At 57.9% G+C, this 16,233-nt stretch carries 14 protein-coding genes and 3 tRNA genes; 1 reads left to right on the top strand and 16 read right to left on the bottom strand.

The annotated features are described in order from the left end of the window. Positions 1 to 6: 6 nt before the first annotated feature. The 11 genes from aroA to DMP05_RS04530 form a co-directional block, all read right to left on the bottom strand. Positions 7 to 1,341, bottom strand: coding sequence for a 3-phosphoshikimate 1-carboxyvinyltransferase (gene aroA / locus DMP05_RS04580; RefSeq protein ID WP_123219370.1), 1,335 nt, complete (start codon positions 1,339 to 1,341; stop codon positions 7 to 9). A 329-nt stretch (positions 1,342 to 1,670) separates the two neighbouring features. Next, complete coding sequence (locus DMP05_RS04575) at positions 1,671 to 2,444, bottom strand: pseudouridine synthase (RefSeq protein ID WP_123219369.1); 774 nt, start codon at positions 2,442 to 2,444, stop codon at positions 1,671 to 1,673. Between the two features lie 3 nt (positions 2,445 to 2,447). Beyond that, positions 2,448 to 3,386, bottom strand: a complete 939-nt coding sequence (scpB, locus tag DMP05_RS04570) for an SMC-Scp complex subunit ScpB (protein WP_244595041.1) — start codon at positions 3,384 to 3,386, stop codon at positions 2,448 to 2,450. A gap of 17 nt (positions 3,387 to 3,403) precedes the next feature. Then, a complete protein-coding gene (locus tag DMP05_RS04565; protein ID WP_123219367.1) occupies positions 3,404 to 4,186 on the bottom strand; it encodes a segregation and condensation protein A in 783 nt (260 codons plus the stop codon). A gap of 9 nt (positions 4,187 to 4,195) precedes the next feature. Continuing rightward, positions 4,196 to 4,882 (bottom strand): site-2 protease family protein, encoded by a 687-nt coding sequence (locus DMP05_RS04560; protein WP_114615011.1) that lies wholly within the window; start codon positions 4,880 to 4,882, stop codon positions 4,196 to 4,198. A gap of 50 nt (positions 4,883 to 4,932) precedes the next feature. Further along, complete coding sequence (locus tag DMP05_RS04555; RefSeq protein ID WP_123219366.1) at positions 4,933 to 5,394, bottom strand: tRNA (cytidine(34)-2'-O)-methyltransferase; 462 nt, start codon at positions 5,392 to 5,394, stop codon at positions 4,933 to 4,935. Positions 5,395 to 5,396: 2 nt separating this feature from the next. Then, positions 5,397 to 7,484, bottom strand: a complete 2,088-nt coding sequence (gene abc-f / locus DMP05_RS04550; protein WP_123219365.1) for a ribosomal protection-like ABC-F family protein — start codon at positions 7,482 to 7,484, stop codon at positions 5,397 to 5,399. Between the two features lie 93 nt (positions 7,485 to 7,577). Next, entirely contained in the window at positions 7,578 to 9,269 is a 1,692-nt protein-coding gene (locus tag DMP05_RS04545; RefSeq protein WP_123219364.1) for a L,D-transpeptidase family protein, read from the bottom strand. Positions 9,270 to 9,474: 205 nt separating this feature from the next. Beyond that, positions 9,475 to 9,549 (bottom strand) — tRNA-Asn (locus DMP05_RS04540). 45 nt (positions 9,550 to 9,594) lie between these two features. Further along, positions 9,595 to 9,669, bottom strand: a tRNA-Asn gene (locus DMP05_RS04535). Positions 9,670 to 9,675: 6 nt separating this feature from the next. Further along, a tRNA-Val gene (locus DMP05_RS04530) sits at positions 9,676 to 9,750 on the bottom strand. A 206-nt stretch (positions 9,751 to 9,956) separates the two neighbouring features. On the opposite strand from DMP05_RS04530, the gene DMP05_RS04525 reads away from it, so the two are divergent. Further along, a complete protein-coding gene (locus tag DMP05_RS04525) occupies positions 9,957 to 10,595 on the top strand; it encodes a lactate utilization protein (protein ID WP_123219363.1) in 639 nt (212 codons plus the stop codon). Positions 10,596 to 10,630: 35 nt separating this feature from the next. On the opposite strand, the gene DMP05_RS04520 is transcribed toward DMP05_RS04525, so the two are convergent. The 5 genes from DMP05_RS04520 to DMP05_RS04500 all read right to left on the bottom strand — a co-directional run bounded on the left by DMP05_RS04520 (position 10,631) and on the right by DMP05_RS04500 (position 15,994). Continuing rightward, positions 10,631 to 10,822 carry a hypothetical protein gene (locus tag DMP05_RS04520; RefSeq protein WP_148039691.1) on the bottom strand — a complete coding sequence of 64 codons (192 nt, stop codon included), beginning with the start codon at positions 10,820 to 10,822 and terminating at the stop codon, positions 10,631 to 10,633. Between the two features lie 127 nt (positions 10,823 to 10,949). Next, a complete protein-coding gene (locus tag DMP05_RS04515; protein WP_244595050.1) occupies positions 10,950 to 11,708 on the bottom strand; it encodes a TorD/DmsD family molecular chaperone in 759 nt (252 codons plus the stop codon). Positions 11,709 to 11,777: 69 nt separating this feature from the next. After that, positions 11,778 to 12,959, bottom strand: a complete 1,182-nt coding sequence (nrfD, locus tag DMP05_RS04510) for an NrfD/PsrC family molybdoenzyme membrane anchor subunit (protein ID WP_244595040.1) — start codon at positions 12,957 to 12,959, stop codon at positions 11,778 to 11,780. 11 nt (positions 12,960 to 12,970) lie between these two features. Beyond that, positions 12,971 to 13,585 (bottom strand): 4Fe-4S dicluster domain-containing protein, encoded by a 615-nt coding sequence (locus tag DMP05_RS04505; protein ID WP_123219359.1) that lies wholly within the window; start codon positions 13,583 to 13,585, stop codon positions 12,971 to 12,973. 3 nt (positions 13,586 to 13,588) lie between these two features. Continuing rightward, positions 13,589 to 15,994, bottom strand: coding sequence for a molybdopterin-dependent oxidoreductase (locus DMP05_RS04500; RefSeq protein WP_123219358.1), 2,406 nt, complete (start codon positions 15,992 to 15,994; stop codon positions 13,589 to 13,591). Positions 15,995 to 16,233: the final 239 nt, after the last annotated feature.

Raw genomic sequence — 16,233 nt, 5'->3', positions numbered from 1 at the left:
GCCTTTCTAGCGCTCACGAACAAGCGAGCGAATATCGGAAAGAAACGCGGGGTAGCTTACCGCACACGACTCGAAATCAGCAACCTGAACGGGACAATTGCCCGAAAGACCCGCAAGTGCCCATGTCATGGCGAGACGATGGTCTTTGCCGGTTTCGAACTTCACGCCTTCAGGAATCACCAAATCGGGATTGCCCTCAATGAACAGGTCGCTGCCATCGGCCCAGGCGTCGACGCCGATCTTCGCAAGGCCGTCGATAACGGCGGCCACACGGTCGGTTTCCTTCACGCGCAGTTCATCGACGCCACGGAATACCGTGATGCCCTTCGCATGAGCCGCGACGAGCGCGAGCACGGGAACTTCGTCGACGAGTGACGGAATTTTATCGGCGGGAACCTCGCAACCATGGAGCTTGTCGCAGTATTGCACCGAAATGATGCCCGAGAGTTCTTTACCCGAAGACGACACGCTGCGGCGCGATGCATCGACGCCCATTTGTTCGAGCGTGCGCAAAAAGCCGATGCGAGCAGGATTGAGCGACACGCCTTCGATTTGAATGGCGCTGCCCGGAATAAGAGCGGCAGCGCACGCGATGAATGCCGCCGAAGACGGGTCGCCAGGAACCACGACCTCGGACGCCTTAAGCGTCGTGGGGCCGACAACTTCGGCGACACCCGATGCAGCCGTGGTGTGGGCGCCAAATTCAGGCAACATGAGCTCGGTATGGTTGCGGCTCGGAGAGGGCTCCGTGACGCGCGTAGTGCCATCAGCGGAAAGGCCAGCGAGCAGGATTGCGGTTTTCACCTGAGCCGATGCAACAGGCGCATCGTAATCGAGCGCTTTGAGGTTGCGCGTGCCATGAATCGTAAGCGGCAGCGTGTCTTGGTCTTCGGGCAAAAACTTCGCGCCCATCCTCGAAAGCGGGCCCGAAACGCGGCGCATGGGGCGGCGGCGGAGCGAATCGTCGCCGGTGAGCTCCACCTCAATATCCCACGGGGCCAAAATTCCCATGAGCAAGCGCGTCGTGGTGCCGGAATTGCCGCAATCGATTGGCTCGCTCGGCGCGCTGGGACCCTTCACGCCCCAACCCGTAATGCCGCCATACAGGCTTCCATCAGGAGCTTTTTCCAGGTTCACCTTGGCGCCGAGCTTGCTTACCGCGCCAAGAGAGCTGCGCACATCTTCGGAATCAAGCACGCCCGAAAGGCGCGAGGTGCCTTCGGCCATCGCCGCGAAAAGCACCGCGCGATGCGAAATGGATTTGTCGCCCGGCACCGAGATGCTGCCGACAAGCGGGCCGTTAACCGGCTCGATAGTCGTAAGGTTTTCCTGGGCAGTCATATCGCCCCTCCTCATTCTTGCGAATCCACCAATCCTGTCGTTTGCGCTCGCTCCCCTTGATCCGCTTCGGTCAAGTCCTGCTCGCGACGAACAGCACATGAGGTGCTGTTCTGCTCGTGCGGAATCTATCGGCCCAAGGGAAGCGAACGCAAACAAGTGATTCTGCGCCTTGCCGTTAGCCTCGAACCTCGCGATACGCAAGATTCCGCACGAGCCGGAAGCCACGTAATGTGGCTTTCGAGCGAGCCAGGACCTGCCCGAAGCAGAGCGTGAGGTCCGAGGCGAACGGCAACGGCTGGTTGCCTATCGAAATTCTAGCACGCCTTGTACTACATGCCAGCGGCTTGGCGAAGGGCTTTCACCTCGGCATCGCTGAGCTCGCGCCATTGCCCTTCCGTCAAGCCATCCAAGGCAAGCGGTCCGAAGTTGGAGCGGTGCAGTTGCAGCACCTCGTGGCCGACTGCCGAACACATACGTTTCACCTGGCGTTTCCTGCCTTCATGAATGGTGATTTCCACATCGGTTTTACCTTTGGCTATGCGTTCGATGCACACCTGAGCAGGCAACGTGGGACCGTCCTCGAGCTCGATTCCGCGCTCGAGGACTTGCGCCTGCTCTTGCGACATAATGCCCGCGACGCGCGCATGGTACGTTTTATCGACATGGTGGCGCGGGTGCAGCAAGCTGTTGCCAAGTTCGCCATCGGTCGAGAAGAGCAGAAGGCCGGTGGTGTCCATATCGAGGCGCCCTACAGGGAAAAGCCCAGGGAAGCGATCGGTAGGCACAAGGCTTGCCACGCAAGGACGCCCGTGGGGGTCGGACATGGTGGTCAAATATCCAGCAGGCTTATTGAGCATGATGGTGACCGACGAATCGAACAGGCGCACGACTACGCCGTCGACCTCGACCACATCGCGCAGCGGGTCCACTTTGCTGCCGAGCTCGGTTACCACTTCCCCGTTCACGCGCACGCGACCCGCGGTCATGAGGTTTTCGCTTCCACGACGGCTCGCAGCACCCGCTCGCGCGAGAAACTTCTGCAGGCGCATGGGAACAATGGCCTCGCCATTCGGGCCAAACTGGGTGGGCTTAGGATCGCTCATCGGCTAGGCCTCACTTTCGTCGTTGGTTGCGGCGCCTTCGGCGCTATAAGCGTCATCCTCAGTACCAATCAAATTGCTTTCGCGGCGACGCGCGTCGCCCTCGACGTCGCGAGCGTCGGCTTCCGCGCCGCGAGCATCGCTTTCAACACCTCGCGTGTCTTCTTCGCCGTCTTCATCGACCGACCACACCGTTTCGGGCATGCCGAAAGCCTGAGCGATTGCATCGCCCATGCCCGATGTCGCGGCGAGCTCGTCGCCTTCTCCGCCTTCAATCGCGGGCGCGAAATCGCCTACGATGCGCTCACTTTCGTCAAGGCCCAAATCGAGCGTCAAGTCGTCATCGAAAAGCGTCGCCACCTGCTCTTCGTGAGCTTTGCGCGTCGCGCCCAAACGCTCGCGAACCAGCTCGCGGCTCTGCTCATCGGGCGCGAAATCTTCCAAATTCGGCAAGTCGCGCGTTGACGCAAGGCCGAATTTCTCCAAGAACGTACGCGATGTGGCATAGAGAATCGGCTGGCCAGGCGCATTTTTATCGCGTCCCGCCTCGCGCACGAGGCCCTTTTCGACAAGGGAATTAATCGGGCTGTCGGAATTCACGCCGCGCACCGATGTCACGCCCGCGCGCGTAATAGGCTGGTTGTAGGCGATGACGGCAAGCGTTTCTAGGGCCGCCTGCGTAAGCTTGCGCGTGTCCCACGACAGCACGTATTTCTCAATAAGCCCATGGTGGCGCGGGTGCGTATAAAAACGCCAACCGCCCGCAACCTCGCGCAGCTGGATGCCGCGATCTTCCGCCTCAAGGCGCGCGCGAATCGCATCGAGAGCCGCTTCGACGGACTTCAAATCGACTTCTAGCATCTCGGCTATCGTAAGCGCGCCCACAGGCTCATCACTCACGAACAGCAACGCCTCAATAGCCCCAGAGATATCGGGCGATTGCATTTCCCCGTGCTCTTCCATTACGTCCACTGCTCCTCATCAGATTCTGTGAAGACAAGCTCGCCGCTGCCTTCGATATAGTCGATGCGAATGTCGGCGAACGAGCCCGATTGCTCAAGCGAAACCATACCGCGCTTGTACAGCTCGAGTATCGCCAGGAAATTGACCACGCGCAGCTGCAAGGTGGGCGCCGCTTCCAAAAGCTCGCTGAACATCATGCGCTTGCGCGTTCTGATACGCCTATGAATCGCACGCACATGCGTTTCCACGGGAATGGGTTTCGCTGCGATATGCTCGCTTTCAAGCAGGAATACCTCGCGCCGAGCCATGGCCTCGGCGCACAAAAACGCAAGCGAATCGAGCGTGGTCGACTCCAGGTAATCGGGCATAATTCCCAAAAATTCCTGGTCGGGGCCACAAAGACGCGGATGCATGCGCCCTTCGAGCTCGAAGCGTTTTTTCAGGGCCCAAGCCGCATTCTTGTATTGCTTATAGGCGATGAGCTTTTCGATGAGAATTTCTCGCGCCTCGTTCGGAGAAAGTTCCTCAAGCTCATCTTCGACCTCAGTTTTCTCGCTGGGAATAAGCGATGCGGCTTTAATGTCAAGCAATGTCGATGCCACAAGCAGAAAGTCGCTCGCGACTTCCAAATCGAGCTTTTGCATGCGGTCGATATAGGCCACGTATTGGTCGACGATTTCGGTGATTGAGATGGACCCGATATCGACCTTTTGACGGCTCACCAAGTAAAGCAGCAGGTCAAAAGGTCCTTCGAAGCTCTCTATGCGTACGCGATACGACACGCTGCACCGCTAGTAGATTTTGAACGGGAAGCAGAAATTCGCCAAATTGCCCGCCGTGGCATCGAGATACATGCCAATGGGATTCACGTTGAAAAGGTATGGCACCAAAATAATCACGATCATGAACACGGGCAACGCGTACTGCTGAATGCGGTAATACGAATGCAGTTGCTTATCGTTAAGGAACAGCGCAATGATGCTCGAACCATCGAGCGGCGGAATCGGAATGAGGTTGAAGAACATCAAATACAGGTTGATGAGCGTGAACATGGGCAAAAACATGAGATAGAAGTACTGAAACACCTCATTTGAACCCACGAGGCCCGGCGCATACGGGTAAAGAATCCAGGCGATAAACGCCGAGGCAAGCGCCATAAGCAGATTCGCCGCAGGGCCGGCCAAGCCGACAATGGCTTCGCCTTTGCGCAGGTTCTTGAAATACATGGGATTGTAAGGCACGGGCTTCGCGTAGCCGAACACCGGACCGCCCATGGCCATGAGCAGCAGCGGCATGAGCACCGTGCCGAACGGGTCGACGTGCTTGAGCGGGTTCAAGCTTAAACGGCCCTGGCTTTTCGCAGTTGGGTCGCCGAGTTTGTGCGCGGCAAAACCGTGCGCGACTTCATGCAACACAATGGCGGGCACGAAGCACAGAACGCTAATGATGATGTAGATGATGTATGACTGGCTAAACATAGTAATTTGATAGTGTATATCAGAACTCTCGCTTTAGCCAGACTGCCACACTATTGTAAATAAGGGTAACCGTTTTGCCGCAAAGCCTCGAACGCCGCGATGGCCACAGCGTTGCTCAAATTCAAGCTGCGCATGCCATCGCGCATGGGAATGCGCACACAGGCCGACGCGAAACGCTCCATCCAGCGTTCGTCGAGCCCACGACTCTCACGACCGAACACCAAATAGCAATCGTCGGAATACGCCACTTCGCCAAACGTCGTGTTCACATGGCCCGTGAAAAGATGCAGCTCGTCGGCGGCGTGTGCCTCGAAGAATTCCTCGGCGCAAGCCCAGCGCACGATCTCGACGTCGTTCCAGTAATCGCAGCCCGCACGGCGCAGGTTGCGCTCGGTGATGCGAAAGCCCGCCGGCTCCACCACATGCAACCGCGCCCCGATGCATGCGCACGTGCGCGCGATATTACCCGTATTTTGGGGAATTTCGGGTTCAACGAGAACGATATTCAGCATAGTTACGCCTGCTCCTGCTGCTTGCGCATTTCTTCCTCGAGCTCTTCGTTGAGCAAGAACCACTCCTCTTCCGCGGCGGCGATACGCGCCTTGAGTTTGCCGTGCTCGGCGATGGCATCGGAGCTTTCGGCTTCATTGATATAGAAATCGGGGTCGGCCATAAGCTCAAGCAGCTCTTTCATGCGTGCGTTGTCGCGCTCGAGCTGGCGGTCGAGCTCGGCGATGCGCTTGCGATGATTCTTGAGCGCCGCATATGCGCGATTGCGGGCTTCGGCCTCGCGACGCTTCTGTTCTTTCGTTTTCGGGGCGCTCGCACGCGGAGCCGTAAGCGGCTCACCAGGCTTTGCGGTCGCGCCCTTCCGGCGATTGTTCACCGAAACGGTGGTTTTCGCCTTTTTCGATTTCGCCTTGGAGCGCGACGCGGAATCGTGCACCTCGCCTTCGGGCTGATTCAAGAAATCGTCGAGCGAGCTTGCCGAAAGGTCGCTTCCGCCTTCGAGCTGGCCCGATTTGAACAGGTAATAGTCGTAATCGCCGTCATACACGGTCACCTTGCCCGGCACGACCTCAATAATGCGGTTCGCGACGTTGCGAATGAGGTGGCGATCGTGCGTAATGAGCAGCACGGTGCCCTCGAAACGATTGAGCGCCTGCTCGAGAATGTCGGCACTCGCGATATCGAGATGGTTCGTGGGCTCGTCGAGACACAGAAGCGGAGCGGGCGCCACGAGCATTTTCGCAAGCGCCAAACGACACTTCTCGCCACCGGAAAGCACGCTTACGCGCTTGTCGACGGCGTCATCGGTAAACAAGAACGCACCGAGAAGGCTCCGAACCTGGCTCATAGTCCAACCAGGAGCAGCACGATCAAGCTCCTCGAATACGGTGTTGCCCGGGTAGAGCTCTTCGAGCTGGTGTTGGGCAAAGTAGGTCTTCGACACGTGCACGCCATATTCGATAGTGCCCGCATCGGGCGCGAGCACGCCCGCGATCATTTTCAGAAGCGTCGATTTGCCGGCGCCGTTCGGGCCGACGAGCGCAACCTTCTCGCCGCGATACAGCGACAAATCGAGGCCATCGTAGACATGTTTCTCGCCGAAGTGCTTGACCACACCGCTGCAGCGCACCACCATATCGCCCGTGCGCGGCGGCTGCACGAAGTTGAAATGCACAGTCTTCTTTTCCTGCGGTACCACGATGCGCTCGATTTTCTCGAGCTTCTTCACGCGATCTTGCACCTGCTTGGCCTTCGTGGGCTTGTAGCGGAACTTCTCGATGAACGCTTCCATATGCGCGATTTCTTCAGCCTGGCGTTCGGCCTGCTGGCGAAGGCGTTCGATACGCTCATCGCGCTGCTTCAGGTATGCGGAATAGTTGCCCTTGTACAGCTCAAGGCGGCCGGCATCAATCTCGGCGACGCGATCGACCATGTTGTCCATAAAAGCACGGTCGTGGCTTACCACGACAACCGCGCCGTCGTAGCCGCGCAAAAAGCCCTCGAGCCACTTCACGCTTTCAAGGTCGAGGTGGTTGGTGGGCTCGTCGAGCAGGAGCAAGTCGGGTTTACGAATAAGCAGCTTGGCGAGCGCGATGCGCATTTGCCAGCCTCCCGAGAAATCGCCGGTATGGCGGGCCATGTCATCTTCCTTGAAGCCCAAGCCGAACAACACGCTGCGCACCTGTGATTCAAGGCGGTACCCGCCGAGCGCCTCATAGCGCTCGCGCGCACGGCCGCACGCGGCAAGCTTCTCGGGAGTGGAATTTTCGTTCAAGCTTGCCTCGAGCTCATGGAGGCGCTGTTCGGCCTCGAGAATTTCTTGCTGGCTCGAGATAACCTCATCGAAAATGGAGCGGTCTTCCATCTCGATGGCTTCCTGCTCCAAATAGCCCACAACGGCACCCTTGGCGAACACCACATTGCCCGAATCGGCGTCTTCATGCCCAGTAATGACCTTCAACATGGTAGTTTTGCCCGCGCCATTCGGACCTACCAGCGCCAATCGATCATGGGCCTCAAGGCGAAAGCACGCGTCGGAGAACAGCGTTCTGCCGCCAAAGCTTTTCGTGAGATGCTCTACCTGCATAATCATGTGCGTTGCCTCTTCCTCTATCGCGCCTTGCGTCTTGGCGCAAGCAAGCCGCCCCGAAAGGCGGCCTGCGATAATTGCATTACATAGTGGCGCTTACCAGTGCACGATAACCGGATCGCCGTTTTGAATGATGCCGTAAATCTCGGCCGCCTTATCGGTGGGCAGGTTCACGCAGCCATGGCTGCCGTACGTCTTGTAAGCATCGGGATTGCTGAATACCGAAGAAGGCTGCCAGCTGGCATCGTGAAGGCCGACCAGATTGCCTACAAACGGCATCCAGTATTGCACCTCGGATTCCCATTCGTACTTGCCGTCCTCTTTCTTCGGACCGCGCAGCATCGAGGGACTCTGGTGGGTTTTGAGATAATAGGTGCCCGTAGGGGTCGCATCCTCGCCGCCAGGTTTGCCTGAAACAATGCCCGACTCCCAAAGCAGGTTACCCTTCGCGTCGTAATAGCGCGCGTACTGCTCAGTAAGGTCAACATCACAATAGGCGCCCCAATCCATGCCTGGCGCCGTAAACCCGTTGCCCGTTTGCGAACACGGTACAGAGATTTCGCCTTGGCTTGCATTGGTAACGGCGTCTTCAATGGTCGACACGAGCGACGAAGTATCGACGGCCCAACCGTAATCGCCGCCGCTCACGCTCACCTGCTTGCCATCGCCACGCGTGTAGGTACGCGTGGAACCCACCGTATTCAGCGAGGCAACAAGGGCGCTCGCCCACTCGCTCATAACGGCCTCGTTGAAGGTAGGAGCGTAATTTTCGTCGAAGGTCACCCATTGGGAAATCACGTCGCCATTAATCTGCGTGATGTCTTCCGTCGTATTGGCAAGCTGGGCCACGAGCGTTACGTCGCATGCGACAAGCTTGTTCGCGGCTTCGGTTCCCTGAATCAGACGAGAATCGGTCGAGAGCACCTGGGGTTCGATAACCACATCATCGTCGAGCTTGAGCGTATCTTGCATGCTGAGCATGGCGGTAATCGCCTGCTGCACGACTTCTTCCGCATCGAGCTGAGTGCCGTTGACCTCGGGCTTGATCTTGTAGCTGTGCGATTCAGCATCGTAGACGATTGCGGCATCTTCGGAAGCGGTTTGACCCGCGTTGAATTCTTCGATTTCCTCGGTAAGCAAATTGCGGAGCGCCGTCGAATCGGCCGAGGCGGTTAGATTCTCGGTGGCATCATGCGCATCCCACATGTTCACGAACCACAGCGCGGGATTCATGCCGCCCTTCGCAGCGGCAATCACCTTGTCGGAATCGAGCTGAATGCCACCCTCCTTTGCGGTGATGTTCATGGAAAAGCCCTCGCCCGAAATCGAAAGCGCATAGGATTTCTCGGCCGATTCGAGTTCGTCGACAGCTTGATCGAACGGCTTCATGGACAAATCGAAATTGCCCAGCGTGGTATTCGGGTAGAAGCGGCCCATGAATATAACGGCGCCCGCGACATATACGACAAGTAGAAGCGTCACAAAGACCAGCGCAGCAATTGCAACAGGGTTGCGCCTGCGCCCATCAGCGAACTTCCGGGAACCAGCAGTTCCACCCGGAACCTTGCCGCCCGGATAAGCCGCATTGGGAGCCGCGCTAAAACGATGAGGACCGCGGCCGTTCATCTGAACCGGATTAACGCTGCCCCCCGTTGAGCCCAAATCGAAATCGGACGGCATAGAAGGCTTCGTCGCATGCGCGACGGTTTCTGCCTTATCAAGCTGAGGGAATGCTTCCGAGCGATGCGGTTTTTGTTGCTTATTTTGAGATGCGTGCTTGCCTTCCACGGCAGTCACCCTTCTTTGAATCGAACACAGTACGACTGTTATGAAGTCGTGAATCAAAAGTATAGCAGCGAAAATGTTCCAAGCGATTCTTTGCGGGAGGCTTCGACGAATGCGCCATATGTTGCACACGATAGACTAGGCGAAAATGTTGCAAAACTGAGTAAGATATAAAAAGAGCTCGCATGTGCGAGCCCGAAGTTCTGGATGGCTCCCCGGGTAGGATTCGAACCTACAACCTATCGGTTAACAGCCGAGTGCTCTGCCGTTGAGCTACCGAGGAATATGTGAAATCAAAAGCCGCCCTAAGGCGGCTCTAAATTTTGAATGGCTCCCCGGGTAGGATTCGAACCTACAACCTATCGGTTAACAGCCGAGTGCTCTGCCGTTGAGCTACCGAGGAATGAAATGGTGGGCGTTATAAGATTTGAACTTATGACCTCTTCCGTGTGAAGGAAGCGCTCTCCCCCTGAGCCAAACGCCCATTTCTTTCGTGCGCCGCAGCGCGAGAATGTATATTACGCACTTTCCCCCTTCGGCGCAAGCGTTATTTTCAACTTTTTTCGATGATGCATGGCAAATGCGCCTTCTTTTCCCTATGACCTGGAAAAACGGGAGAGAGATATTTTGTACCAGAAAAACGTGCGACAATGCATGTGATGCATTCGTTACCGAAGCCAAGGGGGAATCATGGCCGAACCTCGCAAAGACACCTTTGCCACCACGTCGAAAACGATTATCAAAAATCTTGAGCGAGCTGGAATGGAGGGCTACTTCTGTGAAACGTCCGCCGACGCGCGCGAACTAGTAAAGTCCCTTGTGCCTGAGGGCTCGAGCATCGCGTGGGGCGGCACCGAGACTTTCAAGGAAACCGGCGTAAAGGAAATGCTCGAAGCGGGCTCCTACACCATGCTCGACCGCGCGAAAGCGACCACGCCCGAAGAGCAGCGAGCCGTCTATCTGCAGCACTTCGATTCCGATTTCTTCTTCATGAGTGCCAATGCGCTTACGCTCAAAGGCGAGCTCGTGAACATCGACGGCAACTCCAACCGCGTGGCATGCCTCTCGTTTGGCCCGAAGCACGTTATTGTGCTCGTTGGCATGAATAAGATCGTCAAAGACGTTGATGAGGGCCTCAAACGCGTACGCACCATGGCGTGCCCGCCCAATGCCGCCCGCCTGCACACAGGCACGCCCTGCGAAACGGTGGGAATATGCGGCATGTGCCACGAGCCGGGCTGCATGTGCTGCAACACCGTCATCACGCGCCATAACCGCCACGCCGGCCGCATTAAAGTCATTCTCATCGCAGAAAACTTGGGCTTCTAAACGAAAAAGCCGGGGGCATACGCTCCCGGCAATTGTCAACAAATCTGGAGCAGATTCACGCCGAGAAACATGAACGCAGCGGAATCGACCTCAACCCCCTTCGTCGACAGCCCCTTGAGCACCTCGGCCAGCCCTTCGGCCATCTGGTGCGCATAGCCGGCGTCGTTCCGCGCCGCGACCACGGCTTCCCTCGCCTCGTGCGATATCTTCTTAGCAGGTCCTCTCAACTCGCGCAGGCCACCCCTATGGCCGCCCGCATGTCCCCGTGAATTAGCGAGCATCGTCTTGAACGGGCAGTAGAGCGCAAACCTCAAATACTATCAGCTATGTTACCGCTGACGACATATCCCCTCCTTACGCGACCAGTTCCAACAACGCTTGGGTTAGCTGCAACAGAGGTGCGTAAAAACCGTTGGGGGATTCACGTTCTACCGCTTCGCGCAAGGCTGGCATCCAGGAAAGCGGGCGGGTGCGCACGAAGTCGACAGCATGCTGCGCCGCGCTCAGGGCGTTTTGCGTATTCGCATCCGCGCCTTCGCTCGCAGCAGAGGGAACGCACCCTGCATCTGCGCCCCAATCCTCGCCTTCACCTGCTCGGCGGCATAATTCGCTTGCCAGCAGAAGCTCGATGCCCATATGGTCCTCGTACTGCCTACCCGCCTGCGCCAACTCCAAACCGTTGTCGCGCAAGGCCGTGCGCATCTGATGAGTCGCCTCGCCGAACCCGACGGCACAACCCTGCTGGCGGTAAAACGTCTCCCACGGGGCAACAGCCGGTTTCGGCGGCCCCACGAACAGATGCGCGAACTCCACCGATGCGCGTTGCACTCGATCATCAAGATTACTCGCGCCATCCCTGGCGTCTAAAATACAAACACCGGTTTGCGCTTCCCGCGATGCGGCCTGCGCCTCTTCGCGCCCGTCAAGATACTTCACCAGCTTATCTACCGCATTCGCCACCTCGGCGTCTTCGCACGCCGCAAGCTCTTCCCATAGGCGAGCGTCAAATATAGCCGCACTCTGCGCACCTGCCTGCAAGGGCGGCGTTAAAAGCGCGTTGCCGGCAATCGCCAGCCAGGGCGCCACCTGCGCGAACGTTTCCCTATCCACCATCAGCAATCCGCTACCTCTCACGAAAAAGGGAGCCGGTCACCGATCGCAACCGACTCCTACACGCCATAGCTATTGTTCACCACCGCATTTTGGCAGCACGCACTTCGATAGGATCATGTACGCCAGCGCACCCGCGCACACCACGCCCGCAAACACTACGACCTCCGGCAGCGTAGGCGCATACACGCCCAGCGTAGTCCACACGTCGCCGGCATCGCCTACCTGAGCGGCAGCCGTACCCAACGTAATGCCGTTGCCGCCATAGACGTTCGGCACGGTGAAGCTGGTGAGCAACAGCCACGCACGCTTGCAGAACACACCAAGCACTATCAGCGCACTCGCCAGCACCACACACGCCGGTTTTTCGCGATTCCGAGCGAACACGAGTACCAAAAACGGCACAGCCAAGCCACCGATAATCTCAAACCAGAAGAACGGCGCCGTCTTGCCGGTGGCCATGATAGCCAGCGCCTCGGCCTCGCCCGCACCCGGGTAGCCCATGGTCAAACACTCGCAGGCGATGAAGAACGCGTCCACCGCCACGAACACCGCAAGCAGCCCCGCCAGCGACTTCATCAAATCGCGGTCGAACTTGAACAACTTCGCACGGTCAAGCGCCAAAAGGCAGATAAGCAGCAATGCCAGACCCGAATCGCAGGCCGATGCCACAAAAATCGGAGCCATAATCGCCGAGTACCACGCCTTGGCAATCTGCAGGCCGAAAATCCATGCCGTCACGCTGTGCACCAGGATAGCAACCGGCAGCGCCACACGAGAGAGCACTGCCACCTTGCGCTCGTCGCCGCGCACCAACCACACCAGGTCAAGCACGTTGATGACCAGGTAGCACGTGATAACGATCATGTCCCACGCAAGCGGACTGATGAAGTTCAACCCCACGAACATGCGCCACACACGCGCCACGCCGCCAAGGTCGATGAGCACGAACGCGCCAGCACAGCAGATGCATACGATGGACGTGATGACCGCCGGCACCGACACGCGCTTAAACGACTCTATGCCGAACACGTGCGCCGAGCTTGCCACAATCAGACCGCCAGCCGACAGGCCGACGAAGAACATGAACGCCATGATGTACAGGCCCCATGAGTTGGAGTTGTTCATGCCCGTGATACCCAGGCCGTACATCTGCTGGGCAACCCAGCAGCCCACCGCGGCTAAAACCACCGCCGCCAACACGACAACAACCACCATAGTTCGCCCGCTGAACAGGGCTTTTCGCTTATCCATCAATCAACCCCCTAGTTCACGTAAAACACTTGCGGACGCGTGCCCTTTTCCTCGAGCAGCACATGACCGCCACGACGCCAAAGCCTCGACACTGCCGAATCCGGATCATCCAGGTCGCCGAACACGCGAGCATCACCCGGGCAGCAATGCACGCACATAGGCTCGTCGCCGCGATCGGTACGCTCCTTGCACAGGCTGCATTTCTCGGCCACGCCGCGTGGGCGAACCGGCACGCCGGCATCGCCATAGTGGAAACCTGTCGCGCGCACAGGCTCGTTCCAGTTGAACACGCGGGCGTTATACGGACAGGCGCCCATGCACATACGACAGCCGATGCAGCGGTCGTAATCAATCTCCACGCGACCCTGCTCATCTTTGTATGTGGCGCCGGTCGGGCACACCTTCATGCATGCAGGATTCTCACAGTGCTGGCAAGCAACCGGCAGATACGTACGCGAAAGGTTGGGGTACACGCCAACAGCGTCGTCGAACATCTCCACGCCCTCGGTAAGCACGCGGTTCCACAGCATGCCGTCAGGGACGTTGTTCTGCATCTTGCAAGCGATCGAGCACGTGTTGCACCCGATACAGCGGTGCAGGTCTATTCCGATAGCCAGTTTCGTCATGGGCTATTCACCTGCCTTTTTAATCTCAATGAGCGTGTCGTTGTACGGAATCATGGGACCGAACATCATGTCGTAACCGCGCGGGTTCATCGTATCGTTGGATACGCTTTGCATCAGCGTCCCCTCAAGATACTGACGGTACGTGCTTTCGGCCATAAACGCGCTTTCAGGCTGCACGGCGTTGTTCAGGCGCAGCTTCGTGCGGAACGAACCGCGATCGTTGTACACCTCAACCTCGTCGCCATCGACAAGGCCACGCGCAGCGGCATCGGACGGGTTCAGCTCGATATGCGGCTCGAACAGCTGCTGGATCCACTTCGCACCCGAATAGGCAGAATGCACGCGGAAGCGCGAACGAGCTTGGCTGAACTGCAGCGGGTATTTTTCGCGCAGCGGGTTTTCCGGGTACGCCTCGTTAGGACGCTCCCACTGCGGGAACGCCTGGCCCCACGCCAGCATGTTCTCGTAGTACGGCTCCTGCTTGGTCGAAGGCGTTGCGTAGGTCATGCCCACTTCCTCGCCGACGGTATCGTCCCAATCCAGCACCAGCTTACAGGCACCGTTTTCCCTGTTCAGCGCTTCAAGTGTGATACCTTCACACGACGGGTCGTCCGTGGTCAAGATAGCACGAGCATATTCTTCACCATTCTCCGGATATAAATCGCCCAGCCCCATGGCTTCGGCAATGCCCTTCTCAATGTAGAAGTCGGATTTGGAATCGAACAACGGGTCAAGCACCTTCTGGTTCTCCAGAATGTAGCCGTTGGCGTTCTTCACGCCGCCCACGCTGTCGGCGCACTCGAACTTGCTGCACACGGGAAGCACCAGGTCAACGTAGTCAACAACCGAGCTGTGATAAATGTCTGCCACGCACACGAAGTCAAGCGAATCCAACCAACGCTGCGTGTTTGCCCAGTTCGCCGCCTTCTGCGTGGGAATATCGCCGAAGAACATGGCCGCGTGCACGTCGTCGGTGTTCACAATGTCGTAGAAGCCTTTTTTGCTAGGCGTGGGCTTGCTGTTCTCAGGCAGCTTCCAGGCGCCCAACTTGGCCCCGGACAGGACAGTATGGTAGTGGTAGATACCACAACCGGTACCGCGCTTGCCATAGTTGCCGGTTAGCGAGGCGATAAGCGCATAGCAGTGGCCGGCGATGTCGTTGTTGGAGAATTTATCGATACCGCCCACGCCATTGCAGATGATAGACGGACCCTTTGCATACTCGCGCGCCACCTGGGCGATAGTATCGGCCGGCACACCGGTAACGCCCTCGGCCCAGTCGAGCGTGTAGTCGGCCATCTGCTGCTTGAGCAAGTCATACTCGGTGATATATTGCACACCGTCCACCGTGAAGGTGCCTTCGAGCGCAGGCTGCGCGCCCGGCGTATCATGCAGCACAGCCGCACCCGTTGCGCTGTCCCACACATACGGGGCTTTCACCTGCTTCGGCTCGCCAGTTTCCTTATCCACTGTATCGTGCATCTCGCCGAGCACCTCACCGGTGTTCGCGTTCACAAGGAAGGGGAACGACGTGTGCGCCAGCATGTGCTCGCGATCGCACAAGTCGTTGTCCAGCAGGTACTTCACCATTCCCAGGAAAAACGCCGGGTCGGTACCCGCGCGCAGCCCAACCCACTGGTCTGCCTTGCTTGCCGTTGCCGTGAAACGCGGGTCGAGTACGATGATCTTCGTGCCAGCAGCCTGAGCATCAAGGAAAGCGCGCGACCACATCATGCCCGTTTCCAGCATGTTGCAGTTGGTCATAAGCACCACGTTAGCCTGCTTCCACTCCCATATGGTGTTGAGCGCGAACATGCCCGACCAGCCGAACGCTTGACCCTGACCGTTACCCTGGCCCATGTCGTAGCCGTTCAAACCGCCAGCTTGCGCGCCCAAAATGGAAGCTAGTAGCGGACTGAAACGCTGCGAAGCCTCCGTGGAGTATTGAATCCACAACGCCTGCGAACCGTACTTGTCGATGGTGGCCTGGAATTTCTCGGCGATGATTTTAAACGCCTCGTCCCAGCTGATTACCTCGAACTGACCGCTGCCGCGTTCTCCCACGCGACGCATAGGCGATTGAATGCGCGCTTCCCCATAGATGTGCTCGATCTCGGAAATGCCCTTAAGACACACGTTTTGGAAACGCTTGTCACTATTCGGGCGCGGTTGTACCATGACCAGGCGTCCGTCACGCACCGTGCACTGCAACATGCAGTTACACAGGCAATGCTCGTTGTGGTACGTGAACGCCGTGCGCTCTTCAGGCGCCGCTGTTGCCTGCGCAGGTGTCAGCCAGCCCTGCGTGGTGGCCATACCGCCCACAGCAGCAAGTGCGCCGCTGGCAGCACCTAGCCTGAGGAAGCTACGACGATCAAGCACCGCACGCATCCTTTTGCTACCTTCCATATCCTCTCCTTCGTTCCGTATATCCCGTTTTCCCAAGTAAAGGGGATATAATTACGATGACCGATTTATACCGGACCCGTTTCGCACCTGCATTATGGAGGGTATGGAAACCTCGTTCACTGCCCAGCTTCGCGATATGGTGCTTAGGCAACGAACGCAAGAAATCGGGGTATAATCGACACATTTCGAACGAAGGGGATTTCGCCACACGTGCATTTTTCCGTGGCGAAACGCATAGG

Origin of the sequence: Slackia isoflavoniconvertens, from assembly GCF_003725955.1 — a bacterium.
GTDB lineage: Bacteria > Actinomycetota > Coriobacteriia > Coriobacteriales > Eggerthellaceae > Slackia > Slackia isoflavoniconvertens.
This window is presented reverse-complemented; position numbering and strand designations above follow the sequence as displayed.